Below are 24,502 nucleotides of genomic sequence, written 5' to 3' on the forward strand. Positions count from 1 at the left end.
AACAATGCCTTGCGATTATGGTATTATTTTACCCCACAAAATCACCCTTAAACATCCGCATGTCTTGGTGGCACGGCCAACATCTCCGCCATTCGGCGCAATGCTGCAACATAGCGCGCCTCGTCCACATCCGCCGAAAGTCCGATCCGCACCGCATTGGGCGCGGCCTCATCCGCCAGCGCAAATTCATCAGCCGCCTTGATCTGCACCCCGGCCCGCTCACAGGCCTGCACAAAACTCGACCCGCGCCAGCCATCGGGCAATCGCAACCATAGAAACGGCAAATCATCGCGATATGAAATGTCCCACCCGCCCAGCACATTCACGGCCTTCTGCACGCGCTCCCTGATCTTGTGTCGCACCCGGTCGCGGATCTTGGCCGCAACCCCGCTGGTCAACAGCTCAGTGGTCACATCAATCATCGGCTGTGGCAGGCCGTAAAACGCAGATTCCGCCACCTGCCGCGCCTGCACCGCCTGCCCGACCGGCGCCACCATATAGCCGACCCGCATCCCCGAGGACACGGATTTGGTCAAAGCCGAGATATACCAGCTCAACTCCGGCAGCATTTCGCGATAGGCCGCGCGCCCTTCCCAATCGATGCAATGGCTGTCGTCCTCGATGATTTGCACCCGATGGCGGCGCGCAATCGCGGCCAGCTCCTGTCGGCGGCCAAGGCTGGTGCGAAGACACGTCGGATTATGCGCCTCGGCCGAGGTTAACAGAACCTGCGCCCCGTGTTCGCGCAACAGCGCCTCAAACACATCCGGGCGCAGCCCCTCCTCATCCATTTCAACCCCGATCACCCGCGCCCGCAACATCCGCGCAGCATGGCGCGCGCCCGGATAAGACAGCCCATCTGTCAAAACAATCGGCGTTGGCCCGCGCAAAACCGCCATCAACGCCAATATCGTCGCGTTTTGCGCCCCCAACGTCAGCACAACATCCTGCGCCGTGATCCGCCCCGCCCGCTCTGGCCCAATCCACTGCACAATCGCCTCGCGCGCCGCCCGATCCGTCAGCTCGGTTGGATAGGTCACACAGTCAAAACCGGGCCGCGTCGCCACCGCGCTCATCGCCGCCCCGATCTCCGCCGCCTGCCCCACATCCAACACCTGCGCCGAGCGGAAATTCACCATATCCGGCGTACCAATATTGATAAGCGGCACATCCGCGCGCATTGGGGCGCGCTGCCCACTCACAAAGGTCCCGCGCCCCACGGCGGTCTCCACCAAGCCTTCCTCAGCGGCCAGCTTATAGGCCCGCGCCACGGTGCCCGGCGTGATCCCCAATTGCCACGCCATCTCCCGCACTGGCGGCAGCCGGTGCCCGTTTGGCAATTCCCCCGACCGCACAGCGGCGCGCAGTGATTGTATCAATACAATATACTTCGCTCCCGTCGTGTTTTCAAAATCTGGCGGCCAAATTGTATCAGTCACAATGTTTCCCTAGTGAATTCCGCTGAGTCTTATTAGCTATAACAGGAGGCCACCATGAATTGTATCAAAAAAAGGGATACAAGCGATGCTTACATTGACACAATCAGATCCCGCCAGCCTAACACAACTTGGACAGGTCCGCTCTCTTCCGATTGCCTCACAATGGGCGCTGCGCTTGGCCTACCTGCTGTATATCTGGAGCGCCCGCAGCCGCACACGCGCCGCCCTGCGCAGGCTTGATTCCAGCCGCCTTGCCGATCTTGGCCTCTCGCCCGGCGCGGCACGCAGCGAAGCGGCCAAATGGTTCTGGACCCGCTAAACACGCCTGCGACCAACATGAAACAGGCGGGCTCACCCCTGCCTGCTCACACCTGCCTGCTCACACCTGCCTGTTCTCGCGCCACATAATAAGCGCCCCCGCCCCCACGATCAGGATCACACCGGGAAACAGCGTATCAACCGGCGCCTCATCAAACACCAGCCAGCCAACGACAAAGGCGCTCAGGATCGCAAAATAGCCAAACGGCGCCAGCAACGATGGCGCCGCCATGCGAAACGCCAGCATCATGAACAAAACGCCGGTGCCGCCAATGATTCCCATCATGAAAATCATCGCCGCATCCAGCCAACTGGAAATCGCGCTGAACTCGGTCATCACCGCTGCGAATAAAATCGCCCCCACCGCGGCCGCGCCCGAGGCGTATAGATAAAGCAGCCCGTTTGACGTCTGCGGCCCGAAAAACCGCACCGTCACCATCGACACCGCATAGCACAACGCCGCCGCCACAGGCAGCAAAGCGTCAGTTGTAAACGCCTCCGAGCCGGGCCGCAAAATCCACACCACCCCGACAAACCCCAAAATAAGCGCCCCGATCCGCCACGGTCCCACCCGCTCGCGTAGGATCACAACCGACAGGATCACCACGAACAACGCATTGGTCTGTCCCAGCGTCGCAACCGTGGCCAACTCAAGCTTTGCCAGCGAGGCATAGAAAAACAACTGCGCCAGCGCCACGGCCAAGCCCCGCGCCACCGCCAACGGCCATTTCTCAATCCTCAGGTTTGAGCCGCGCAAACGCAGCTCCCCGGTCCAGATCAACAAGCCGATCGACGGCACAATCCCCAAGACGTTGCGATACGCCGAAAGCTCAGGTGGCGCATATCGCGCCGATAAAAACCGCACGAGCACGCTCATCATGTCGAAACACAACAACGCCAACAGCAGCAATCCAACCGCCTTTAGCGCGACCAGCCGATCCGCCTGAAATTTCTCTTGCGCATTCATCCCCCCATCAAATCGCAATCCCGCCCCGGCACAATCCAGAACCGCGCCAAACCAAGGCAAAAGACGCAACGGAACGGCCCCTTCATCTGACTGGAAATATCCCGGGGGTGTGGGGGCTGGCCCCCACTTAGGTCAGCGTGTGTCGCACCAAAGGTGCGCCAGAATACTGTCTGGCCCCAACCTAAACCAGCGCGTGCCGCACCAAAGATGCACAACACAACGGCCTGCCCCTCACCCCACTACCGCGGCGGTATCGAATAGGTCATGGTCGAGCGCGCCACCGGCGCCTCCATCCCCTCCGAGAACAGCAACACATCCCCCACCGCCAATATCCGCCCCAGCTTGAGCAACCGGCACCGTGCAATCAAATCACGCCCTGCTTCGGGCTTGCGCATAAAATCCAAACTGCACGAGGTCGTCACCGCAAGCGCCTGCCGCCCGATCATCGCCAACACGATGGCGTAAACCGCGCAATCCGCCAGCGCAAACATGCTCGGCCCCGACACCGTCCCGCCGGGGCGCAGATGTTTTTCCCGCACGTTCAACCGAAGGTCGATCTCCATATCGTCCAATCGGTCCACCGTGAATTCCCCCGTCACCTGCGGAAACACCTCGTCAAGATAGCCCATCAGCTCTCCGGCATTCATTTGCAGCGGCATGTCTTCCCTCTCCCTTGTCCTGCCGCTAAGTTGCGGGGAAACCCGGAGGAGAACAAGATGGCATTGCTGGAACGTCACGACACCGAGACAAGCACAGGCACTATTGCCCGCCTGCACCTCAATGATCCGGCCCGCCTCAACGCGCTCAGCGACGAAATGCTCGCCGCCCTCCAGACCCAGTTCGAGGCGCTCAAGCAAGACACCACCACCCGCGCGGTGATTATCTCGGGCGAGGGCAAAGCCTTCTGCGCTGGCCATGACCTGAAACAGATGCAGGCCGGGCGGCAGGCCGAAGACGGCGGTGCTGCCTATTTCGCCGATCTCTTCACCCGTTGTGCGACGATGATGTCGACCATCCGCGCCCTGCCCCAGCCGGTCATCGCCATGCCCCACGGCATTGCCACGGCGGCGGGCTGTCAACTGGTCGCCTCCTGCGATCTGGCCGTCGCGGCGACGGGCACGCGCTTTGGCGTCAACGGCGTCAACATCGGCCTGTTCTGCTCGACCCCGATGGTTGCCCTGTCGCGCAATGTCGCCGCCAAACATGCCTTCGAAATGCTCACCACGGGCGAGTTCATCGACGCCACCCGCGCGCGCGAAATCGGCCTGATCAACCGCATCGCCCCGGCCGAAGACCTGCTCGACCAGACGATGGATCTGGCCGAAACAATCGCCGCCAAACTCTCCGCCGCGGTGCGCATCGGCAAGGAAGCCTTTTATAACCAACTCCCCATGCCGCTGGATCAGGCTTATGCATATACCGGCGAGGTGATGGTGCAGAACATGGCCCTGAGCGACACCGACGAAGGCATCACCGCCTTCCTCGAAAAACGCGAGCCCGACTGGAAATAACCCGCTGAACAGCCGCCAATGCCCTCTGCCCACGCCCCTCGGCGCGGGTTTTGGCGACATTGCTGCGGGCCATCCCCCTGTGATCCTCAGAAGTCACCCTCTGCTGCCCCCCATTTTGGTGACACCACGCACGGTTTTCGCAACAATCCCATCACTCAATGCGCATTGTTGCCCACTGCGCCCTTTTACGGCGATCGTTTCCAATACCGTGCCTCATTATTTCCACAATCGCCATTGTTTTGCCCCAATCCATCGCGCTACACCCGCATGAACCAACCCGAGGCGACGTAATGGTTTTTATCATGCGCAAGTGGGTCACCGTCGGCATTCTGTCTCTCCAGGCCAGCCTCTCTCTGGCCGCCGATCTTCCAAACCCGGTGACCCACTCGGACTTTCCTGACGTTCCCATGTCCACGATCCTGCTGGGTCGTGACCTGTTCTTTGATCCGATCCTGTCGGGCAATCGCAACATCGCCTGTTCCACCTGCCATCATGGCGCGTTTGGCTCGGCTGACGGGGTGGCTCTGGGCGTTGGCGAAGGCGGTGTCGGCTTGGGTCGCGCCCGCCACGGACAACCCGCTTATGGCGCGCCCGCCCATGTGCCGCGCAATGCGCCGGCGCTGTTCAATCTTGGCGCGGCAGAATTCACCACCCTGTTTCACGATGGCCGCGTTGCAAAGAACCCCAATGAGCGGATGGGCTTTGACATGCCCGCAGGGGCCGCTCTGGAACGCCCCGTGCCCAACGCTTTGGCGGCGCAAGCCCTGTTGCCCGTCACCAGCGCCGAAGAAATGGCCGGTGCGCCGGGCGAAAACCCGATTGCCGATCTTGCCGCCATGGGCAAGCTTCGCGGCCCCAACGGGCTGTGGCAAAAACTGACCGAACGGGTCGAAGACATTCCCGCCTACCGCCACCGCTTTGATGCGATCATCGGCCCGGACGAGCCGCTGCACATCACCCACATCGCCACCGCCATCGCCGGGTTCATCGCGTTTGAATTCCGTTCAACCAACAGCCCGTTTGACGCCTATCTCGGTGGTCGCGAGCGCGCCCTGACGCCACCGCAAAAGCGCGGGCTCGACCTGTTCTATGGCAAGGCCAACTGCGCCGCCTGCCATTCCGGCCCGTTCCAGACGGATCACAAGTTTCACGCCATCGCCATGCCCCAGATCGGACCGGGTAAAGATCATGGCAAGGACCATGGCAAAGATCACGGCATTCTCTTCGCCGATCACGGCCGCGCCGCGATCACCGGCGATCCCCGCGATCTCTATAAATTCCGCACGCCTTCGCTGCGCAATGTCGCGCTGACCGCACCCTATGGGCATTCCGGCGCCTATGCCACGCTCGACGCGGTGATCCGCCATCACCTCGCGCCAGAGCAAAGCCTCGCTGCCTATGATCCGACCCAAATCGCCCTGCCCGGCCTTGACGGCAACACCCCCCTGCCGCCGACCATGCCCGACCCGCGCGAAATCGCCCGCATCGCTGCGGCCAACACCCTCGCCCCCTCCACGCTCAGCGACGCCGAAATCGCCGACCTGATCAGCTTCCTCGATGCGCTCACCGACCCCGAAGCCGCGACCGGCCGCCTCGGGGCACCGCGCCTTGTGCCCTCGGGGCTTTCACTTGATCGCCTAAGCACGCATTAAGCTGCGCCAAACAACGCCAGCGCCCCCTTTCCAATCCGCCCCGCTTGCCCTACATCGCCCTCATGGAAACGCTACACATCATCGGCGGCGGTCTCGCCGGCTCCGAAGCCGCCTGGCAGGCCGCAAATCTCGGCATTCCCGTGGTCATTCACGAGATGCGCCCGCACGTCGAAACCTTCGCCCATAAAACCGGCAATCTGGCCGAAATGGTTTGCTCCAATTCGTTCCGCTCGGACGATAGCGAACAAAACGCCGTCGGCCTGCTGCATTGGGAAATGCGTCAAGCAGGCGGGCTGATTATGCAAATGGCCGACGAAAACCGCCTGCCCGCCGGCGGCGCGCTTGCGGTCGACCGCGACGCCTTTGCCGAAGCCGTCACCGCCCGTCTCACCGCGCATCCGCTGATCTCGGTCGACTACGGCGAAATCACCGCCCTGCCCGAAGACGGCCATTGGATCATCGCCACCGGCCCGCTCACCTCCTCGGCTCTGGGCGAAGCGATCCAAGCCGAATCCGGCACGGACCGGCTGGCCTTTTTTGACGCCATCGCGCCCATCGTCTATGCCGATAGCATCAACATGGACGTGGTCTGGCGGCAAAGCCGTTATGACAAGGGCGAGACCGAGGAAGAGCAGAAAGCCTATCTCAACTGCCCGATGACCAAAGAGCAGTATGAAGGCTTCATCGACGCGCTTCTCGCCGCCGACAAGACCGAGTTTCACGAGGGCGAAACCGCGAAGTATTTCGACGGCTGTCTGCCGATCGAGGTTATGGCCGAGCGTGGCCGCGAAACCCTGCGCCACGGGCCGATGAAACCTGTTGGCCTGACCAATGCGCACAAGCCGGAAGAGAAAGCCTATGCCGTGGTGCAGCTGCGCCGCGACAACGCGCTCGGCACGCTTTACAATATCGTCGGCTTTCAGACCAAGATGAAGTATGGCGCGCAAACGGATGTTTTTAAAACAATTCCGGGGCTCGAGAATGCCAGCTTTGCCCGTCTGGGCGGCATCCACCGCAACACCTTCATCAACTCGCCAACGCTGCTCGATGACCGGATGCGCCTGCGCTCGCGCCCGCACATCCGCTTTGCCGGACAGATCACCGGCGTCGAAGGCTACGTCGAATCTGCCGCTATGGGCCTTCTGGCCGGTCGCATGGCTGCGCGCGAAATCATGGGCGGCGATCTGCCTCCGCCCGCGCCCGAAACCGCAACCGGCGCGCTTATCACGCACATCACCGGCGGTGCCGATGCCAAAACCTTTCAGCCGATGAACGTGAATTTCGGCCTGTTCCCGCTGGTCGAAGGCCTCAAAGGTGGGCGGCGCGGACGCAAAGACCGCTACCAAGCCTACACCGACCGCGCCAAGGCGCTCTGGCAAACATGGCTGGACGCGCAAGCCGCACCCTGAAATACTAAAAGGCATGGCCGAGAAATTTCTCAAAGACACATATGGGCAGAGCGACCCCGAAGGCACCATGCGCCATTACGACAAATGGGCCGCCACCTATGATGCCGAAATCGCTGAAAACGGCTATGCCACGCCGGGCCGCTGTGCCGCTGCTCTCGCGCGTCACCTTGATGACCACGACGCGCCACTGCTCGATTTCGGCTGTGGCACCGGCCTCTCTGGCGTTGCGCTCGGCCTGCAAGGGTTCCAAGTGATCGACGGGCTCGACCCCTCTGCCGAAATGCTCGCCCATGCCAAGGATCGCGACGTCTATCGCCGGTTGACTCACATTCCCCCCGGCGCGGATGTGCCCGGCAAGCAAGGCGACTACGCCGCCATCACCGCGATTGGCGTCATCGGGGTTGGCGCCGCGCCACCCACGGTGATGCAACAGATCATGACCGCGCTGTCCCCCGGCGGCTTGTTCGTGTTTTCCCTCAACGATCACGCGCTTGCCGATCCCGATTGCTGCCTCGCGCGTGACGCTCTGATCACCTCGGGACAGGCCGAGGAACTGGAGCAAACTTATGGCGATCACCTGCCGGGAATCGACTTGAAGTCCACCGTGTATGTCTATGTAAAGCTGTGACTTTCACCACTCGCTTCGCCCCGTCTCCGACTGGCCCTTTGCATCTGGGTCATGCCTATTCCGCGCTTCTGGCGGCGGATATGGCGCACGCGATGGGTGGCGTTTTTCATCTGCGGATCGACGACATCGACCAATCGCGCGCCCGGCCTCAATGGGAACGCCAAATCTATGATGACCTTGCCTGGCTCGGTCTTGACTGGCCCACCCCTTGCCGTCGTCAATCCGACCACCTCAAGGACTACGCCGCCGCGCTGCACCGCCTTTGGGATATGGGCCTGCTCTATCCTTGCACCTGCACCCGCCGCGATATCGCCGCCGCCGCCAACGCCCCGCAAGAAGGCGCGCCGCTGATCGGCCCTGACGGCGTGGTCTATCCCGGCACCTGCCGGCCCGCGACCCCGCCCATGGGCGATATGCCCGACGCCGCCCTGCGCCTTGATCTGCGCCGCGCACTGTCGCGCATCGAAGCGGCACCGCTTTCCTTTGACGAGTCCGGCAGCGGGCCGAACGGCGAAACCGGGCTGATCCCGCTCGCCGCAGACGCGCTTGTGAAAACCGTGGGCGACGTGGTGCTGGCGCGCCGCGATATGGGCGGCTCTTATCACCTGTCGGTCGTGGTGGATGACGCCGCACAGGGCATCACCCATGTGGTGCGCGGTCAGGATCTCTATGACGCCACCGCCATCCATGTGGTGTTGCAACGCCTGCTCGGCCTGCCCAACCCGCGCTATCACCACCATGCGCTGATCCGCGACGAGACGGGCAAACGTCTGGCCAAACGCGACGATGCCCGCGCCATCGCGACCTATCGCAGCGCGGGCAAAACCCCGTCAGAGATCCGCAAACTTGTCGGGCTTTAGTTCAACGCCCGCCACGGTTTTGGCATCCAAACCCAGCGATTGCCGACAAAAATCAACCCGTCAAAGGCCATCCCAAGGGTTTTTCCCGGCTCAACAAACTTGAAGCGCACAATCGGGTAATCGCCAATGAAATAAGGCCGCACGTCGCCATACCCACCGGGAAAATCCGCAAGCGCCGCGCTGCCACTGCGCAATCCGCCGGTCGTGGCATACCACGTCAGTATCTCGCTCTGCCCCGGCTTTGGCCCGATGCTCACACCCGGCGTCAGGTGCTTGGCATAGGTTGCAATCATTTTGCTGGCCAGCGGCTCACCATAGACTGCGCGAATCTCATGCGGCTTGGCGATCAACGCCTGCGTCAGCGCCGCCCGATCCGCGCCGGGGTCCATGAATTGCGCCAAAAGCGCGCGCGCTGCGGCTTCGCTGTTGGCGCTCGCAACCGGGGCGACTTGCGGCTTTGGCTGCGGATCGCCCTGTGCCTGCTGTTGTGGCTGCGGCTGCGGGTCACCCTCTGACTGGCGCTGAGGTTGCGGCTGAGGTTGTGGATCACCCTGCGCCTGCTGTTGTGGTTGCGGCTGCGGGTCGCCTTCTGACTGGCGCTGAGGTTGCGGTTGGGGTTGGGGTTGCGGATCGCCCTGCGCCTGCTGGTGCGGCTGCGGTTCCGGCTCGCCCTGTGCTTGTGGCGCTGGCTGTGGTGTCACCTGCGGCGCGGGTGCCTTGCCGGCCTTCTCGCCTCCGACAAGGGTCAAAAGACTGGCACCGCCGCTTTTGACACAGGCTTTGGTCAGGTTCTCCAACACCACCTTATTGTTGTCCACCGTGACCGGGCGCACCGCGCCGCTCTGCGCCGCGAGATAGCCAAACACCCAAGCCGACACCATGAATTGATCCGTGGTTCCGCCGGTTTTCGACAGCACCTCGATACATGATTTGGCCGGGTCAAAGCCGTTTATCGTTTCGGCATTGGCGCTCACAGCGCCCAAAGACAAAACCAAGATAGACGCGCAACTCAATGACTTCATGACTATTTCCTGAATATTGGATCAAATACGCCCCGATCCTAGCACAGGAAATCCCGTCCGCGAAGTCAAAGCCGCGCAGCGCGCCACAAACATCACGCCAAGCGCGCCCTCACGCCTCGGGCGCCATGATCTCCACCTCTTCCCCATCGCGAATGGCGGTGTAAAAACAACTGCGCCGATTCGTGTGGCACGCCGGCCCGGTCTGGCGCACCAGAACCAACAGACAATCGCGGTCGCAATCCACCCGCATCTCGACCAATTCCTGCACATGGCCGCTGCTTTCGCCCTTGACCCAGAACGCCGCGCGCGAACGTGACCAATAGGTCACCTTGCCGCTCGCAAGCGTGCGCGCCACGCTCTCGGCATTCATCCAAGCCATCATCAGGATCTCGCCGGTTTCGGCCTCCTGTGCGATCGCCGGGATTAACCCTTTTTCGGTATAGGTTAGCGTGCTCGGATCAAAGCTTATCCCTGCGCCCATGTCTTTGGCCCCTTTGCATTGGCGGTGTCAGCGTCTATCTAATCCAAGACAAGCCAAGAGGGAATGGCCGCGCGCGGTCAGATCAAAAGCCATGAGCGAAACCGACCTGATCAAGCTGTATTCCGAACGCATCCTCGCGCTTGCGGCCGATATTCCCCGGCTCGACCGCCTTGATGCGCCCGACGCCTCGATCAAACGCCGCGCGCCGCTTTGCGGGTCGACCGTGACAGTCGACATCACCCTCCAGAACGGCAGGATCAGCGACTATGGCCAAGACGTCAAAGCCTGCGCTTTGGGTCAGGCCGCCGCCAGCGTTGTCGGCGCCAATATTATCGGCGCCACCCGTGCCGAAGTCGCCGCCGCCCGCGACGCCCTGCATCACATGCTCAAAGACGACGGGCCAACACCGCCCGCCCCCTTTGATGGCCTCGAAGTGCTGCGCCCGGCGCGTGATTACAAGAATCGCCACGCTTCGATCATGCTCACGCTCGACGCCACGCTCGACGCGATTGATCAGGCCAGCACCGCCGCCGTTTAACACTGTATTGCCTGCCGCGCCCTAGACAGCCGCCATAGGGCCACACCTCTCTCAACATTCGCTGACAAAAAAACCGCCGCTCCTGAGCAAGCTCAAGGCGGCGGTAAGGTGCGTGATTGCGGATCAGCCCCGAAAAATCCGTAGGGGCGATTGAGGCAGTCCCCAAATGGTCAAGACAGGCAGTGACTTGGGTCGCGCGCTGTTTGGGACAGAATGCGCGCGTCAGGGCTGGGCAATCACGTGGCAGAAATCAGTAAATTCGTCAGGCAAGCCCCGGCAGATGCAGACCGGCAAACAGAATAACCACAAGCGCCACAGCACCAATAGCATCCTGCCAAATGGTGTCCTGGCTACGGGAAAGAACGGCTTTGATCTGGGTCAGCATGTCGGAGGCTCCTATTCGGGGGCGTGTTCTTTGTGTTGCCCCTTTGTTCTCATTTTCGGAACGCTCTGTAAAGAACTTTATGAGAACATTTGCGAACTTTTCGGAACGAAATCCGCTAACCCACTGAAATCAAACGGATCGCCTCATCCTGACTCATTAACCATAAAAGGCCCCGCGCCGCCTTGCCGCGCTCGCCCTCCAATGTCGGGTCGTCATTCAGCAACTTGCGCGCATCGCTTTGCGCCACCGCCATCAACGCCGCCTGCCGCTCGATATCCGCCACCCTGAACCGTGGCAGGCCCGATTGCGCCGTGCCAATCGCATCGCCTGCGCCGCGCATCTCAAGGTCGACCTCGGCAATGCGAAACCCATCCTCGGTATCGCGCAGCGTCGCCAAGCGCCGCTCGCCGCCCTCGCTCAGAGGGGCGCGATACATCAGCAAACAGGTCGACGCCGCACTGCCGCGCCCCACCCGTCCGCGCAATTGGTGCAGCTGCGCCAGCCCGAATGTCTCGGCCCGCTCTATCACCATGATCGTCGCGTCGGGCACATCGACCCCCACTTCAATCACCGTCGTCGCAACCAGAACCTGCCTGCTCCCGTCCTGAAACGCCTTCATCGCCGCGTCTTTTTCCGCCGGCGGCATCTGGCCATGCACCAGCCCGACAACCTCATCCCCCAAGGCCGCACGCAAATGCTTGAACCGCTCCTCTGCTGCGGTCAAATCAACGCTTTCGCTTTCTTCCACCAGCGGGCAAACCCAATAGGCCTGCTTGCCCTCGCTCACAGCCCGGCGCAGCCGCTCAACCACCTCGTCCATGCGCCCGGCTGACACCATCGCCGTCTTGATCGGCTGCCGCCCCGGTGGCTTTTCATCCAGAATGGACACATCCATATCGCCATATTGCGCTAGGGCGAGCGAGCGCGGGATCGGCGTCGCTGTCATCACAAGAACATCCGCCCGCGCGCCCTTTTTGCCCAGCTCAAGCCGCTGCCGCACCCCGAACCGGTGCTGCTCATCAACAATCGCCAGCCGCAAGTCGCCGAATTCAACGTCCTTTTGAAACACCGCATGGGTGCCGACCAAAATCTGGATATCCCCCCGCGCCAGCGCCGCAAGCTTGGCCTTGCGCTCCGCTCCCTTGTCGCGCCCGGTCAGCAATTCCAAAACCACGCCCGCGCTCTCTGCCAAGGGCCGCAGCCCCTCCAGATGTTGACGCGCAAGGATCTCGGTCGGGGCCATCATCACCCCCTGCCCTCCGGCTTCAACCGCGATCAGCAACGCCATAAACGCCACCAGAGTCTTGCCCGCGCCGACATCGCCCTGAAGCAATCGGTTCATCCGTTCCGGCTCGCCCATGTCTGCCGCGATCTCATTGATCGCGCGGGTCTGGGCATCGGTCGGGCGATAGGGCAACGCCTGTAACACCTTGCTTTGCAACTTGCCGGTGCCATGGCTCTCGCGCCCCTTGGCCTTGCGCAGGTTCGCGCGCGCCAAAGCCAAGGTCAGCTGATGCGCCAGAAATTCGTCATAGGCCAACCGCTCCCGCGCCGGGGCGCTCTCCGTCAGATCCTCCATCTGCGTGGGCCCATGCGCCGCCTCCATCGCCGCACGCCATGTCGGCCAACCGGCATGGGCCAGCTGCAAAGGGTCGATCCACTCGGCCAAATCCGGCGCACGCGCAAGCGCCGAACGCGCCGCCTTGAACATGGTTTTCTGCGTCACCCCGTGGGTCAGCGGATAGACCGGCTCGAACTCCGGGATCTCTCCGGCCTCTTCCGGCGGCACCATATGGTCCGGGTGAACCATCTGCGCAACGCCATCAAACAGCTCGACTTTGCCCGACACCACCCGCCGGCTTCCGGTGGGCAGCATCCGGGTCAAATACTCGTCCCGCGCATGGAAAAACACCAGCTGAAAGCTGGTCTGCGCATCCTCTACCACGACGCGATACGCCCCGCCGCGCCGCGTCGCATGGCGGTGCTGACCGACCGTGACCTCAACCGTCACAACTCCGGGCACATCCGCGCCCTGAACCGTGTCGCGCCGCCGCCGATCGACCCCGGAATAGGGCAAGGTATAGAGAACATCGCGCGGCAGGACGACACCGATCTGCTCCAGATGCTCGGCCGTCTTTTTGCCCACACCTTCCAGCGTCTCAATGTCCGCAAACAGCGGGAAAAGGGGTTCGGGCCGCCCGCTCATAGCCCCTCGATCATGGCGATCCAGCCGTCTTCGTCGATCATTTCAACCCCAAGGTCTTCGGCCTTTTTCGCCTTGGACCCCGCCCCCGGCCCGGCAATCACCAGATCGGTTTTCGCGCTGACCGAGCCCGAAACCTTCGCCCCAAGGGCTTCGGCCCGCGCCTTGGCTTCGGCGCGCGACATTTTCTCTAGCGTGCCGGTAAACACCAATGTTTTGCCCGCCACCGGGCTGTCGGCGTTCTGCACGGTCTCGGCCGGCTCAATCTCCAATTGCGCCACCAGCCGGTCAATGCTGGCGCGCTCTGCCTCCTGCGCGAATGCGGTGACCAGCGATTGCGCCATCACCGCGCCGACCCCGTCAACATTCAACAAATCGTCCCACGCCGCGCCCTCCAGTGGTGCGGCCTCGGCCATCGCGGCTTCAAAACTGGGCCAGTCGCCGTAATGCTGTGCAATCAAGCGCGCCGCCGCCTCGCCGACATGGCGAATCCCAAGGGCAAACAGAAGCCGCGCAAAGCCGATTTTGCGCTTCTCTTCAATCGCTTGAAACAGGTTTTTTGCGCTGGTGTCGCCCCATCCCTCGCGGTTTTTCAACTTGGACAGGTTGGCGCTGTCGCGCTCTTTCAACGTGTAAATATCGGCGGGTTCACGGATCGCCAATTGATCGTCGTGATAAAACATCTCCACTTGTTTCGCGCCCAAACCGTCAATATCAAACGCTTTGCGCGACACGAAATGTTTTAACTTTTCAACGGCTTGCGCCGGGCAAATCATCCCTCCTGAGCATCGCCGCACCGCGTCGCCTTCCTCGCGAATGGCCTCTGATCCGCACTCCGGGCACACCACGGGAAAGACATAGGGCTCCGCCCCCTCCGCCCGCTTGCTCAAATCCACATCCGCCACCTTGGGGATCACATCGCCCGCGCGATAGACCTGCACCCAGTCGCCGATGCGAATGTCTTTTCCGTCGCGGATCACCTCGCCCTTGCTGTCGCGCCCGGCGATGTAATCCTCGTTATGAAGCGTCGCGTTGCTGACCACCACGCCGCCCACCGTCACCGGAGCAAGACGCGCCACCGGGCTAAGCGCGCCTGTGCGCCCAACCTGAATGTCGATCGCCTCCAGCCGGGTCCAGGCCAGTTCAGCCGGGAATTTATGCGCAATCGCCCATCGCGGCGTGGTCGAGCGGAACCCAAGCCGGTGTTGCAGCGCCAGATCGTTCACCTTGTAAACCACCCCGTCGATGTCATAGCCCAGCGTCGCGCGCTGTGCCTCGATATCGCGGTAATGGGCGACCATCTCGTCCGGCCCATTGCACAACCGGGTCAGCGGATTGGTTTGAAACCCCAAATCGCGCAACCGCTCAATCGCCCCGATCTGCGTCTCGGCCAGCGGCTCTGACAGCTCGCCCCAGGCATAGGCGAAAAACGCCAAAGGCCGCGACCGCGTGATGCTGGCGTCCAACTGGCGTAGCGATCCGGCAGCAGCGTTGCGCGGGTTGGCAAAGGTTTTATCGCCTTTCTCGGCATTGCGCGCGTTCAACGCCTCGAAGTCGGCGTGGCTCATGTAAACCTCGCCGCGCACCTCGATCACACCCGGCGCGCCGGAAATCTCTTGCGGAATATTGCCAATCTCTCGGGCGTTGGCGGTGACGTTCTCTCCCACGGCCCCATCGCCGCGCGTCGCCGCACTGATCAACTTGCCCTCTTCATAGCGCAAAGACAGGCTCAGCCCGTCGATCTTCGGCTCGGCGGTATAATCCAGCGCCCCTGTCGCCCCGAGGTATCGGCGCACGCTTTCGTCGAATTCGGTGATATCCTCATCCGCAAACGCATTGCCCAGGGAAAGCATACGCACCTTATGCGCGATCTTGCCAAACCCCTCGGCCGGGGCCGCGCCGACTTGCTCGCTCGGGCTATCGGCCCGTTTCAATGCCGGAAACCGCGCCTCAATCTCGGCATTGCGCCGCTTCAGAGCGTCATACTCCGCATCCGAAATGTCGGGCGCATCCTTGGCATGATAGGCCGCGTTCGCCGCGCCAAGCACCTCGGCCAGCCGCGCCAGCTCGGCCTTTGCTGCCGTCTCGTCCAGCGTTTCTATCGGTGTTTCAATGCTCACACCCATGCTCCCTCGCGCCGTCACATCACTCTGCCACAGATGTAGCATGGCCATGGCCAAGGTCCAGCCTTCGCAGGACACCTTCGCCTCTTATGACAGGTCATGACACTTCGGCCTTCACAACCCCTTCGGCCTGAGCAACGTCCCGTCCCGCTAAAGGCTTGCCGCTTGCGCCTCACTTCCCTCCAGCAAGGAGACGCCTAACTTTGCTGGCCCCGCCCTTGCATTGCAGGTCCGAACGCAGCCGACACTTCACGCCCCCCTCACCCCCAACGCCTTGCGCGAGCCCTCCACGCCTTCAAAAACACATCTCTTTTGCACGCGACCTCAAACCAAACCCAAGCCCCCCACCAAAGAAAACGCGCGACCCCATTTAAGGAATCGCGCGATGCAAGGCTCGTTGATGACGGCTGCGCAGGCGGGGACAAGCGCAAAGAGCCCTGCGAGGGAACGCGTTAGGCACCAACCGCCAATTGCTGCCCGTCCATTTCATTCGGCTCCGGGTCGTGCAGAACATAGCCGCGCCCCCAAACCGTTTCGATGTAATTCTCGCCGTCCGTGGCCACGGCCAGCTTCTTGCGCAGCTTGCAGATGAACACATCAATGATCTTAAGCTCAGGCTCATCCATGCCGCCATAGAGGTGGTTCAAGAACATCTCTTTCGTCAAAGTCGTGCCTTTGCGCAGGCTCAAAAGCTCGAGCATCTGATATTCCTTGCCGGTCAGATGCACGGGCTTGCCCCCCGCATCGACGGTCTTGGCATCAAGGTTCACATTGACCATGCCGGTTTTGATCACCGATTGCGAATGCCCTTTCGAGCGGCGGATGATCGCGTGAATGCGCGCCACCAACTCTTCGCGATGGAACGGTTTGGTCAGGTAATCATCCGCGCCAAATCCGAACCCTTTCAGCTTGTTCTCGGTATCATCCGCCCCGCTCAGGATCAAAATCGGCGTGTCAATCCGCGCCATCCTCAGCTGGCGCAGCACCTCATGGCCGTTCATATCCGGCAACCCAAGGTCGAGAAGGATCAAATCGTAGTCATAAAGCTTGGCAAGATCGATCCCCTCCTCCCCAAGATCCGTCGTATAGACGTTCAGATTCGCATGGGTCAGCATCATTTCAATACTTTTGGAGGTCGTGGGATCATCTTCAACCAACAGGACACGCATAATGGATTCTCCGCAATTGCACTTGTCGAGAGTAAGCGTGAACAAAAATGGTTAATCACAGGTTACCGACGATACATTTTGTAACATTTCACCCTATAGTTGTCTATATTTTTGTAAGAATGTGGCCTTCAACGCCTCTTCTCCATGGGCGCTAACCGCCGATAACTATTCAATAAATTCGTCATCGCTCAGCCCGTATCGCTGCATTGCCTCTTCCTGCGTCATCAACCCATAAAGCACGCCGCGCACCACCGCTGCCTTGCGGCTCGCCACCCAACGCTGCGTTCCCGCAGGCGGAAGATCGGCTCTGGTCATCACTTCACCGTTGGGCAACGTCACGGCTCTTGGCCCGTCGACCTTCTTCAGATACATGGCTGACACCTCGTCATTGTCGCGCATACCTTGATGCCGTGCGCAGTCTTAATGACCGGTGAAACCAGACCTTGAGAGTAATTAGGATTTTCCTATATTTTCAAAGGTTCTATCGGAGACGCACCATGCCGCTTGATCATAACGCCACGCTCAACTCGCTTGGCTTTGCCAAACCACCCTCGGAAACCCGCGTGGTTGTTGCCATGTCGGGCGGGGTGGATTCCTCTGTCGTGGCGGCGATGCTGGCCGAAGAAGGTTATGACGTGATCGGCGTCACGCTCCAGCTTTATGACCACGGCGCGGCCTTGGCCAAAAAGGGCGCGTGCTGTGCCGGGATCGACATTCACGATGCCCGCCGCGTCGCCGAAGAGATGGGCTTTCCCCACTACGTGCTCGACTATGAAAACATCTTCAAGGACGCGGTGATCGACGAATTCGCCGACAGCTACCTCGCTGGCGCGACGCCCGTGCCCTGCATTCGCTGTAACGAGCGGATGAAGTTCAAGGATCTGCTCGGCACCGCCCGCGACCTTGACGCCGATTGCATGGCGACCGGCCATTATATCCAACGCAAAATGGGCGCAGAGAAAGCCGAATTGCACTCGGCCGTCGATGCCGCGCGCGATCAAAGCTACTTCCTGTTCTCCACCACTCAGGAACAGCTCGACTACCTGCGCTTCCCGCTTGGCCACCTGCCGACCAAGGATGAAACCCGCGCTCTGGCCGCCAAATACGGCCTGCCCGTGGCGATGAAACCCGACAGTCAGGACATCTGCTTTGTGCCCAATGGCGACTATGCCAGCGTGATCGAAAAACTGCGCCCCGGCGCGGCGGAGCCGGGCGAGATTGTCGATATGGACGGCAATATTCTGGCCCAGCACAAGGGCGTGATCCACTACACCATCGGGCAACGTCGTGGCCTCGGGATCGGCGGGCTCTCTGATCCGCTGTACGTGGTCAAGCTTGACGTCGACACCCGCCGCGTGATCGTCGGCCCGAAAGAGGCGCTGGCCACGCGGGTTATCCCCGTGCGCGAGATCAACTGGCTTGGCGATGGCGGGTTTCAGGACGACACGGTGCGCGAGATTTCGGTCAAGGTCCGCTCCACACGCCCGCCCCGGCCCGCCCTCTTGCGGCCCGTCGGCCCGCGCGAGGCCGAGGTCGAGCTGCTCACCCCCGAGGAAGGCGTTTCACCGGGTCAGGCCTGTGTGTTCTATGAAACCGAAGGCAGCCGGGTCTTGGGTGGCGGCTGGATTTACCGCGACTGATCCCTTTTGGGCAGGTCGTGCCATAGCAAAACCGCCTATCGGCAATGGGCGGCCTTCGGCGCCATTCAGGCCGGCGCAGTTTGCTGCGCTCAGCGCGATCTGCCCAAATCGCCTACCCCAATGACGCTCACCCCAGCGTCGCCAGCACCGGGAACTGCTCCAGCAGCCAATAGCTAAAGGTCGAGAACCCGCCCGTCAGCATCAACAGCCCGATGGTCCAGAGCAACAGCCCCATCACCCGCTCGATCTGCTCCATATGGCGCTTCATCCAGCCCATAAGCCCGCCAAGCCGCGGCAGGAACGCCGCGACCAGCAGGAACGGAATGCCAAGACCCATCGCATAAACCGCAAGCAACATCGTGCCCCGGCTGACCGAAGCCTCAGATGCCGCAAGCGACAGGATCGCGCCCAATTGCGGGCCGATGCAAGGCGTCCAGCCAAAGGCAAACGCCAGCCCAAGGACATACGCGCCAAAGGCACTGCCGCCGCGATCCCCTGCATCCATACGCGCCTCGCGGTCCAGAAAACCGATCCGGTAAACCCCGACAAAATGCGCCCCGAATATCATCACCAACACACCGGCCACGGTGTTGAACCAATCTTGATATTCAAGGAAAACAGCCCCCACCGCCGACGCAGCAAAGCCGAGCAGCAAAAACACCGTGCTCAGCCCCAGCACAAAGAACAACGCCGGAAGCACCGCCCGATTGCGCCCATCGCTCAGGTCGCTAACCGACACGCCCGACATATAGGCAAGGTAAGGCGGCACAATCGGCAAAACACATGGGCTCAGGAACGAGACCAACCCCGCCATAAGCGCCACAAGCATCGCCGGCAATAATGCGGCGTCGATGATCTCTATTCCAAACATGTCAAAAGCATTAGGGGATTCGCGCGGCCGCGTCACGCGACCAAAAGTCACAAAGCCGTGGACAAGCCGTCAGCACGGGCTTATCTGCGCTGGCATGAGTGATGAAGGTTTCCTCGACGCCCGTGGGCTGCTCTGCCCCCTGCCCGTGCTCAAGGCGCGCAAACGGCTCTCTGCGCTGGCCTCTGGGGCGGAACTCAGGGTCTTGGCCGACGATCCCGCCGCAGTGATCGACATGCCGCATTTCTGCGCCGAACAGGGGCACGAACTGGTCGAGACGCGCGAGCAAGACGGCGCAACGCTCTATATCCTGCGCAAGGGCTGACAGCCGAGCACCTTTGCCCATAGGCAGTCCAACAATACCTGCCTGCGCGAACATTTCTGCGAGCTTTCCACTCACACCCCGAAACTGAAAACGCGCCGCAGGTTTCCCCACGGCGCGTTCCAAAAACCATCTGGCGTAAAGCCTAGCCCTTACCGAGCGACCACCAGCCGCGGCGCTTGGACTTCTTGGCAGCCTCTTTCGCAGCAGGCTCCGCAGTTGCAACAGGCGCAGGTTCTGCCGCTTCGGCCACCGCAGCCACCGGCTCAGGTGCCGCAGCTTCTGCAGGTGCCTCAACCGGAGCCTCGACCGGTGCTTCTGCCTGTGCAGGTGCCTCTACCGGAGCTTCTGCCGGTGCGTCGCTGGCCGCAGCAGCCTCAGCCGCCTTCGCCTTTGAAACACGCGGTTTGCGGGCGCGCGGCTTGGGCTTGGGTTTCTCTTCCCCCTCAGCAGCAGCCTCGGCCGGTGCATCGCCCTGAGCTTCACCCTCAGCCGCCTCAACCGGAGTCGCCTCAGCATCGGCCTTCTTACGGCGCGTGCGGGTGCGCTTTTTCGGCGCTTCCTCGGTGTTGGCATCTGGCTCTGCCGTTACCGCGTCATCCGATGTGGCCTCAGCGGGCGTCGCATCTGCATCAGCCTTCTTGCGGCGTGTGCGGGTGCGTTTTTTCGGCGCTTCCTCGGCGTCGGCGTCCGGCTCTGCCTTTACCGCGTCATCCGATGTGGCCTCGGCGGCTTGCGCCTCGCCCTCATCCGCTGTCACCTCGTCCGATTTACGACGACGGCTGCGGGTGCGCTTCTTGGGCTTCTCTTCGCCCTCAGCGCTGGCTTCGGCTTGTGCCTCAGCTTGCACTTCGGCTTCGCCTTCGGCCTTCGCCTCTACCGGCTCGCCGTTCTGCTCACCCGACTGCTCACCATCAGCCTGATCACCGTTCGCGTCCTGCCCCTCGGCGCCATTCTGGCCGAGGACTTCCGCCGCCGCCGACGCCGACGCCGCTTGCGCGGTTTCTGCTCGTCGTCCCCTTCGGGGGTGGGTGCGGCCACGGCCTCAACCTCGGCCTCTTCGCTATCGGCATCGCTGTCGATCTCGGCCATCAACGAGGATTCCGCCGACACCACCGGTGCCGTTACCTCTGGCACAACCCGTGTCGCGGTCTTGAATTTCTCCAACGCGAAATCGGGCGAAATCAGCATCGGATCGCCTTCGATCCGCACGCTCAAACCGTAACGCTGTTCGATCTGGGCGATATGCTCGCGCTTTTGGTTCATCAGGAAGTTGGCAATCCCCACCGGGCATTTCACCAATACTTCACGGCTGCGACGGCGCGTGCCTTCTTCTTCGATCTGACGCAGGATCGACAGCGCAAGGTTGTCGTCCGAGCGGATCAAACCTGTGCCGTGACAATGCGGACATGGCTGCGTTGTCGCCTCGATCATACCGGGACGCAGACGTTGACGGCTCATCTCCATCAGGCCGAAACCGCTGATCCGGCCCACCTGAATGCGGGCGCGGTCGGTCTTGAGCTTGTCCTTGATGCGCTTTTCGACGGCGGCGTTGTTCTTGCGCTCGTCCATGTCGATAAAGTCGATCACGATCAGCCCGGCAAGGTCACGCAAACGCAACTGGCGTGCGACCTCTTCGGCGGCTTCAAGGTTGGTCTTGGTCGCGGTTTCCTCGATCGAGCCTTCCTTGGTGGCCCGGCCAGAGTTCACGTCAATCGCCACCAGCGCCTCGGTCACGCCGATCACGATGTAACCGCCGCTCTTAAGCTGCACGGTCGGGTTAAACATGCTCGACAAATAGCTTTCCACCTGGAAGCGCGCAAACAGCGGCATCGCTTCGGTATAAAGCTTCACGTTCTTGGCGTGGGACGGCATGATCATCTTCATGAAGTCCTTGGCGATGCGATAACCGCGCTCGCCCTCAACCAACACCTCGTCGATCTCGCGGCTGTAAAGATCGCGGATCGAGCGTTTGATAAGGTCGCCCTCTTCGTAGATCTTCGCCGGCGCGATGGATTCCAGCGTCAGCTTGCGGATCTGCTCCCACAGGCGGAACAGGTATTCATAGTCGCGCTTGATCTCGGTCTTGGTGCGCTTGGCCCCGGCGGTGCGCACGATCAAACCGGCGCCTTGCGGCACCTCGATCTCACCGGCGATGGCTTTCAACTTCTTGCGGTCGGCGGCGTTGGTGATCTTGCGGGAAATCCCGCCACCACGTGCGGTGTTGGGCATCAAGACGCAATAGCGACCCGCCAGCGACAGGTAAGTGGTCAGAGCAGCGCCCTTGTTGCCGCGCTCTTCCTTGACGACCTGCACCAAAAGGATCTGACGAACCTTGATGACTTCCTGAATTTTGTAACGGCGCGGGCGCGGCTTGCGCGGCGGGCGAATATCTTCGACGGCGTCATCATCGGCCACCGATTCAATGCTCTCGTCCTTTTCGGTCGCATCAAGCGCGTCATCGTCGTCGTCGTCGTGGTCGTCGTCGTGATCTTGATCGTCGTCAGCGCCCTCAACAGCCGCTTCAACAACATCCTTGCTGTCGTCGGCACTGTCGTCAGCGCTATCGTCTGCTGCCTGCGGAGCGTCTGTTTGCGGCGCGTCTGTCGCGCCCTCGCCCTCGTTGCTGGCCGCGTCATTGCCCTCATCCGCGCCCTCGTCACCAAGGTCGATGGTCTCCATCCCCGAGATTTCACCCTCGTTGACGTCGCGGGTTTCCACCGCATCATCCGACGTGGCCTCTGCGGCTTTGGCACGACCACCACGGCGGCGGCGTGACCGGCTCGGTTTCTTCTCGTCTTCCTCGTCGCGCGCCTTCATTGCCTCGGCATAGGCACGCTCTTCCTCCATCAACGCCTCGCGGTCGGCGACGGGGATCTGATAATAATCGGGGTGGATTTCCGAGAACGCAAGGAACCCGTGGCGATTGCCACCGTAATCGACAAACGCCGCCTGAAGCGACGGTTCGACCCGTGTTACCTTTGCAAGATAGATGTTGCCAGCAAGCTGGCGTTTGTTTTCGGACTCAAAATCGAATTCCTCAACCTTGTTTCCGTCGACCACCACAACGCGGGTTTCTTCCGCGTGGGTGGCATCGATAAGCATTTTCTTGGCCATGTTTTCCATTCGCACGCCAAACGCACCGCAAGCCCCACGAATCCGGCATGACCGGGTGGAGCTGCAAGACGTTCAAGGTGACTATTTCTGGCGATTGAAAACGCGCTGCACCGCCGGGCAGCTATGGCCCTCGCTCGTGCTCTCAATGTTGTCGCGCGCTTCATCGCGTTTCTTCTCCGGCACCGGGGATTTGCCCCGCGGCACCCGTTCATTTGCCCGGAGCACCCTTGTCGGGGGTGGCGGGCGTACTGGTGGTCCTGTCGCCGGCACCCAATCGGTCTGTCGCAGTTAGGGGCCGGTCGTTTCCGTAACCCAAAGCCATGACAGCGAAACTCAAAGCGGCCGGGGCGATACGCTCCTTGGGCCGTCTTATTACATAAGGGCAGTGATAGGATGATTACAATGAGAAATCGTTCACAGCCCCGCGCTAAAACGTAGCGACATTGTGCAGGCCTGTCGCCAATGCGCGTCACTTATCGGTTACAAACCCGTTGCCAGCTTGTCACCTGCCCGTCACCGTCACGTTAGAAACCCCGCCCACATTCCGCGCAATCTGACAACGCGAATGGAGTCGCTTTCATGAAACTCACCACCCTGCCCACCTTGTCCCTGCTGGCCGTGGCCGCCGCCGCACCCGCCTTTGCGGATCAGATCGAACTGGGCCCGCGCCCTGCGTTCCTGATCTCGCAAATGGCCGATAGCGCGCTGAAAACCAAACTGGCGTCCTGCTCGAACATGGAACCCAAGCGGACCGACTTTTCGATCGGCCACCGTGGCGCGGCGATGATGTTCCCCGAACATACTGCCGAATCCTACCGCGCTGCGGCTCAAATGGGCGCCGGGATCGTGGAATGTGACGTGACCTTTACCTCCGATCTGGAACTGGTCTGCCGCCACGCGCAAAACGATTTGCACACCACCACCAACATCCTCGCCACCGATCTGGCTGACAAATGCACCACCGGCTTCTCGCCGGCCTCCGGCGATCAGAAAGCGGGCGCCGAATGCCGCGCCTCTGACATCACCTTGGCGGAATTCAAATCGCTCAAAGGCAAGATGGACGCAGGCAACAGCGCCGCCACCGATGTCGCAGGCTACATGGACGCCACCGCTGGCTGGCGCACCGATCTCTACGCCTCCGCCGGCACGCTGATGACCCATGCGGAATCGATCAAACTGATGAAAGAGCTGGGCGTGAAATTCACCCCTGAGCTGAAATCCCCTTCGGTTGAAATGCCCTTCAACGGCTTCACCCAAGAGGCCTACGCCCAGAAAATGATCGACGACTACAAAGCCGCCGGCGTCCCCGCCTCCGATGTCTGGGCCCAAAGCTTCAACCTCGATGATGTCCTCTATTGGATCAAAAACGAGCCGGAGTTCGGCAAACAGGCCGTCTACCTGATGGATGAATACGACATCGAAGGCTACTCCCCGATGGACGAGGCCACATGGCCTAACAAAATGTCCGAGTTGAAAGAGATGGGCGTCAACTATATCGCGCCGCCGCTCTGGATGCTGGTCACCACCGAAAACGGCAAAATGGTCCCCTCGACGCTGGCCAAAAAGGCCCGTGAAGCCGACCTCAAGATCGTCACATGGACGCTCGAACGCTCCGGCCCGCTCGCCTCGGGCGGCGGCTGGTATTTCAGCTCGGTCAAGGACGTGACCGACAATGATGGCGACTATTTTGAGATCATGGACGTGCTGGCGCAGGACGTTGGCATTGTCGGCATGTTCTCGGACTGGCCCGCAACCGCGACCTACTACGCCAACTGCATGGCCAAAGGCGTTAACTAAGCACACCGCCCCTGTGGTTCAGGCGGCCCGCTCTGGCGGGCCGCTTTTCTGTT

22 protein-coding genes and 1 pseudogene are annotated in these 24,502 nt (G+C 61.5%); 10 read left to right on the forward strand and 13 right to left on the reverse strand.

Translation table 11 applies throughout. The features are described from left to right. Positions 1–47: 47 nt before the first annotated feature. Positions 48–1,439 carry a PLP-dependent aminotransferase family protein gene (locus N4R57_09855; GenBank protein ID UYV39274.1) on the reverse strand — a complete coding sequence of 464 codons (1,392 nt, stop codon included), beginning with the start codon at positions 1,437–1,439 and terminating at the stop codon, positions 48–50. Between the two features lie 85 nt (positions 1,440–1,524). Here N4R57_09855 and N4R57_09860 point away from each other — a divergent pair, with 85 nt between their 5' ends. Continuing rightward, positions 1,525–1,758, forward strand: coding sequence for a DUF1127 domain-containing protein (locus tag N4R57_09860; GenBank protein UYV39275.1), 234 nt, complete (start codon positions 1,525–1,527; stop codon positions 1,756–1,758). A gap of 60 nt (positions 1,759–1,818) precedes the next feature. Here N4R57_09860 and N4R57_09865 read toward each other — a convergent pair whose 3' ends face one another. Both N4R57_09865 and N4R57_09870 read right to left on the reverse strand, forming a co-directional pair. Next, positions 1,819–2,793, reverse strand: a complete 975-nt coding sequence (locus N4R57_09865) for a DMT family transporter (GenBank protein UYV39276.1) — start codon at positions 2,791–2,793, stop codon at positions 1,819–1,821. Positions 2,794–2,963: 170 nt separating this feature from the next. Beyond that, on the reverse strand, positions 2,964–3,383 hold the full coding sequence (locus N4R57_09870) for a PaaI family thioesterase (protein ID UYV39277.1): 420 nt from the start codon (positions 3,381–3,383) through the stop codon (positions 2,964–2,966). Between the two features lie 57 nt (positions 3,384–3,440). On the opposite strand from N4R57_09870, the gene N4R57_09875 reads away from it, so the two are divergent. The 5 genes from N4R57_09875 to gluQRS all read left to right on the forward strand — a co-directional run bounded on the left by N4R57_09875 (position 3,441) and on the right by gluQRS (position 8,784). Then, positions 3,441–4,235 carry an enoyl-CoA hydratase gene (locus N4R57_09875; protein UYV39278.1) on the forward strand — a complete coding sequence of 265 codons (795 nt, stop codon included), beginning with the start codon at positions 3,441–3,443 and terminating at the stop codon, positions 4,233–4,235. A 290-nt stretch (positions 4,236–4,525) separates the two neighbouring features. After that, entirely contained in the window at positions 4,526–5,887 is a 1,362-nt protein-coding gene (locus N4R57_09880; protein ID UYV39279.1) for a c-type cytochrome, read from the forward strand. 62 nt (positions 5,888–5,949) lie between these two features. Then, on the forward strand, positions 5,950–7,296 hold the full coding sequence (trmFO, locus tag N4R57_09885) for a methylenetetrahydrofolate--tRNA-(uracil(54)-C(5))-methyltransferase (FADH(2)-oxidizing) TrmFO (protein ID UYV39280.1): 1,347 nt from the start codon (positions 5,950–5,952) through the stop codon (positions 7,294–7,296). Positions 7,297–7,309: 13 nt separating this feature from the next. After that, positions 7,310–7,924 (forward strand): class I SAM-dependent methyltransferase, encoded by a 615-nt coding sequence (locus N4R57_09890; GenBank protein UYV39281.1) that lies wholly within the window; start codon positions 7,310–7,312, stop codon positions 7,922–7,924. After that, a complete protein-coding gene (gluQRS, locus tag N4R57_09895) occupies positions 7,921–8,784 on the forward strand; it encodes a tRNA glutamyl-Q(34) synthetase GluQRS (protein ID UYV39282.1) in 864 nt (287 codons plus the stop codon). The genes N4R57_09890 and gluQRS overlap by 4 nt, the downstream gene beginning before the upstream one ends. On the opposite strand, the gene N4R57_09900 is transcribed toward gluQRS, so the two are convergent. Further along, entirely contained in the window at positions 8,781–9,806 is a 1,026-nt protein-coding gene (locus N4R57_09900) for a hypothetical protein (protein UYV39283.1), read from the reverse strand. The genes gluQRS and N4R57_09900 overlap by 4 nt on opposite strands. 109 nt (positions 9,807–9,915) lie before the next feature. Next, a complete protein-coding gene (gene hisI, locus N4R57_09905; GenBank protein ID UYV39550.1) occupies positions 9,916–10,275 on the reverse strand; it encodes a phosphoribosyl-AMP cyclohydrolase in 360 nt (119 codons plus the stop codon). 103 nt (positions 10,276–10,378) lie between these two features. On the opposite strand from hisI, the gene N4R57_09910 reads away from it, so the two are divergent. Further along, the gene (locus N4R57_09910) at positions 10,379–10,825 is read left to right on the forward strand and encodes an iron-sulfur cluster assembly scaffold protein (protein UYV39284.1); all 447 of its coding nucleotides are present in this window, start codon (positions 10,379–10,381) and stop codon (positions 10,823–10,825) included. Positions 10,826–11,087: 262 nt separating this feature from the next. On the opposite strand, the gene N4R57_09915 is transcribed toward N4R57_09910, so the two are convergent. The 5 genes and pseudogenes from N4R57_09915 to N4R57_09935 all read right to left on the reverse strand — a co-directional run bounded on the left by N4R57_09915 (position 11,088) and on the right by N4R57_09935 (position 17,077). Further along, positions 11,088–11,210 carry a hypothetical protein gene (locus N4R57_09915; protein ID UYV39285.1) on the reverse strand — a complete coding sequence of 41 codons (123 nt, stop codon included), beginning with the start codon at positions 11,208–11,210 and terminating at the stop codon, positions 11,088–11,090. A 115-nt stretch (positions 11,211–11,325) separates the two neighbouring features. Beyond that, positions 11,326–13,416, reverse strand: coding sequence for an ATP-dependent DNA helicase RecG (recG, locus tag N4R57_09920; protein ID UYV39286.1), 2,091 nt, complete (start codon positions 13,414–13,416; stop codon positions 11,326–11,328). Next, positions 13,413–15,539: an NAD-dependent DNA ligase LigA gene (ligA, locus tag N4R57_09925; GenBank protein ID UYV39551.1), complete on the reverse strand. Its 2,127-nt coding sequence runs from the start codon at positions 15,537–15,539 to the stop codon at positions 13,413–13,415. The genes recG and ligA overlap by 4 nt, the downstream gene beginning before the upstream one ends. A gap of 449 nt (positions 15,540–15,988) precedes the next feature. Beyond that, positions 15,989–16,705 (reverse strand): response regulator transcription factor, encoded by a 717-nt coding sequence (locus N4R57_09930; GenBank protein UYV39287.1) that lies wholly within the window; start codon positions 16,703–16,705, stop codon positions 15,989–15,991. A 93-nt stretch (positions 16,706–16,798) separates the two neighbouring features. Continuing rightward, positions 16,799–17,077 (reverse strand): annotated as a pseudogene (locus tag N4R57_09935) (DUF1153 domain-containing protein). A gap of 125 nt (positions 17,078–17,202) precedes the next feature. Here N4R57_09935 and mnmA point away from each other — a divergent pair. Continuing rightward, positions 17,203–18,345, forward strand: coding sequence for a tRNA 2-thiouridine(34) synthase MnmA (gene mnmA, locus N4R57_09940; GenBank protein UYV39288.1), 1,143 nt, complete (start codon positions 17,203–17,205; stop codon positions 18,343–18,345). Between the two features lie 127 nt (positions 18,346–18,472). Here mnmA and N4R57_09945 read toward each other — a convergent pair whose 3' ends face one another. Then, complete coding sequence (locus tag N4R57_09945; GenBank protein UYV39289.1) at positions 18,473–19,216, reverse strand: cytochrome c biogenesis protein CcdA; 744 nt, start codon at positions 19,214–19,216, stop codon at positions 18,473–18,475. A gap of 94 nt (positions 19,217–19,310) precedes the next feature. Here N4R57_09945 and N4R57_09950 point away from each other — a divergent pair, with 94 nt between their 5' ends. Continuing rightward, positions 19,311–19,538, forward strand: coding sequence for a sulfurtransferase TusA family protein (locus N4R57_09950; protein UYV39290.1), 228 nt, complete (start codon positions 19,311–19,313; stop codon positions 19,536–19,538). A gap of 142 nt (positions 19,539–19,680) precedes the next feature. Here N4R57_09950 and N4R57_09955 read toward each other — a convergent pair whose 3' ends face one another. Together N4R57_09955 and N4R57_09960 are read right to left on the reverse strand one after the other, a co-directional pair. Beyond that, complete coding sequence (locus tag N4R57_09955; GenBank protein ID UYV39291.1) at positions 19,681–20,385, reverse strand: hypothetical protein; 705 nt, start codon at positions 20,383–20,385, stop codon at positions 19,681–19,683. A gap of 26 nt (positions 20,386–20,411) precedes the next feature. Then, complete coding sequence (locus N4R57_09960) at positions 20,412–22,652, reverse strand: ribonuclease E/G (GenBank protein UYV39292.1); 2,241 nt, start codon at positions 22,650–22,652, stop codon at positions 20,412–20,414. Positions 22,653–23,231: 579 nt separating this feature from the next. On the opposite strand from N4R57_09960, the gene N4R57_09965 reads away from it, so the two are divergent. Further along, the gene (locus N4R57_09965; GenBank protein ID UYV39293.1) at positions 23,232–24,449 is read left to right on the forward strand and encodes a glycerophosphodiester phosphodiesterase family protein; all 1,218 of its coding nucleotides are present in this window, start codon (positions 23,232–23,234) and stop codon (positions 24,447–24,449) included. The last annotated feature ends 53 nt before the right edge of the window (positions 24,450–24,502 follow it).

It is taken from the genome of Rhodobacteraceae bacterium D3-12 (assembly GCA_025916135.1).
Lineage (GTDB): Bacteria > Pseudomonadota > Alphaproteobacteria > Rhodobacterales > Rhodobacteraceae > JAKGBX01.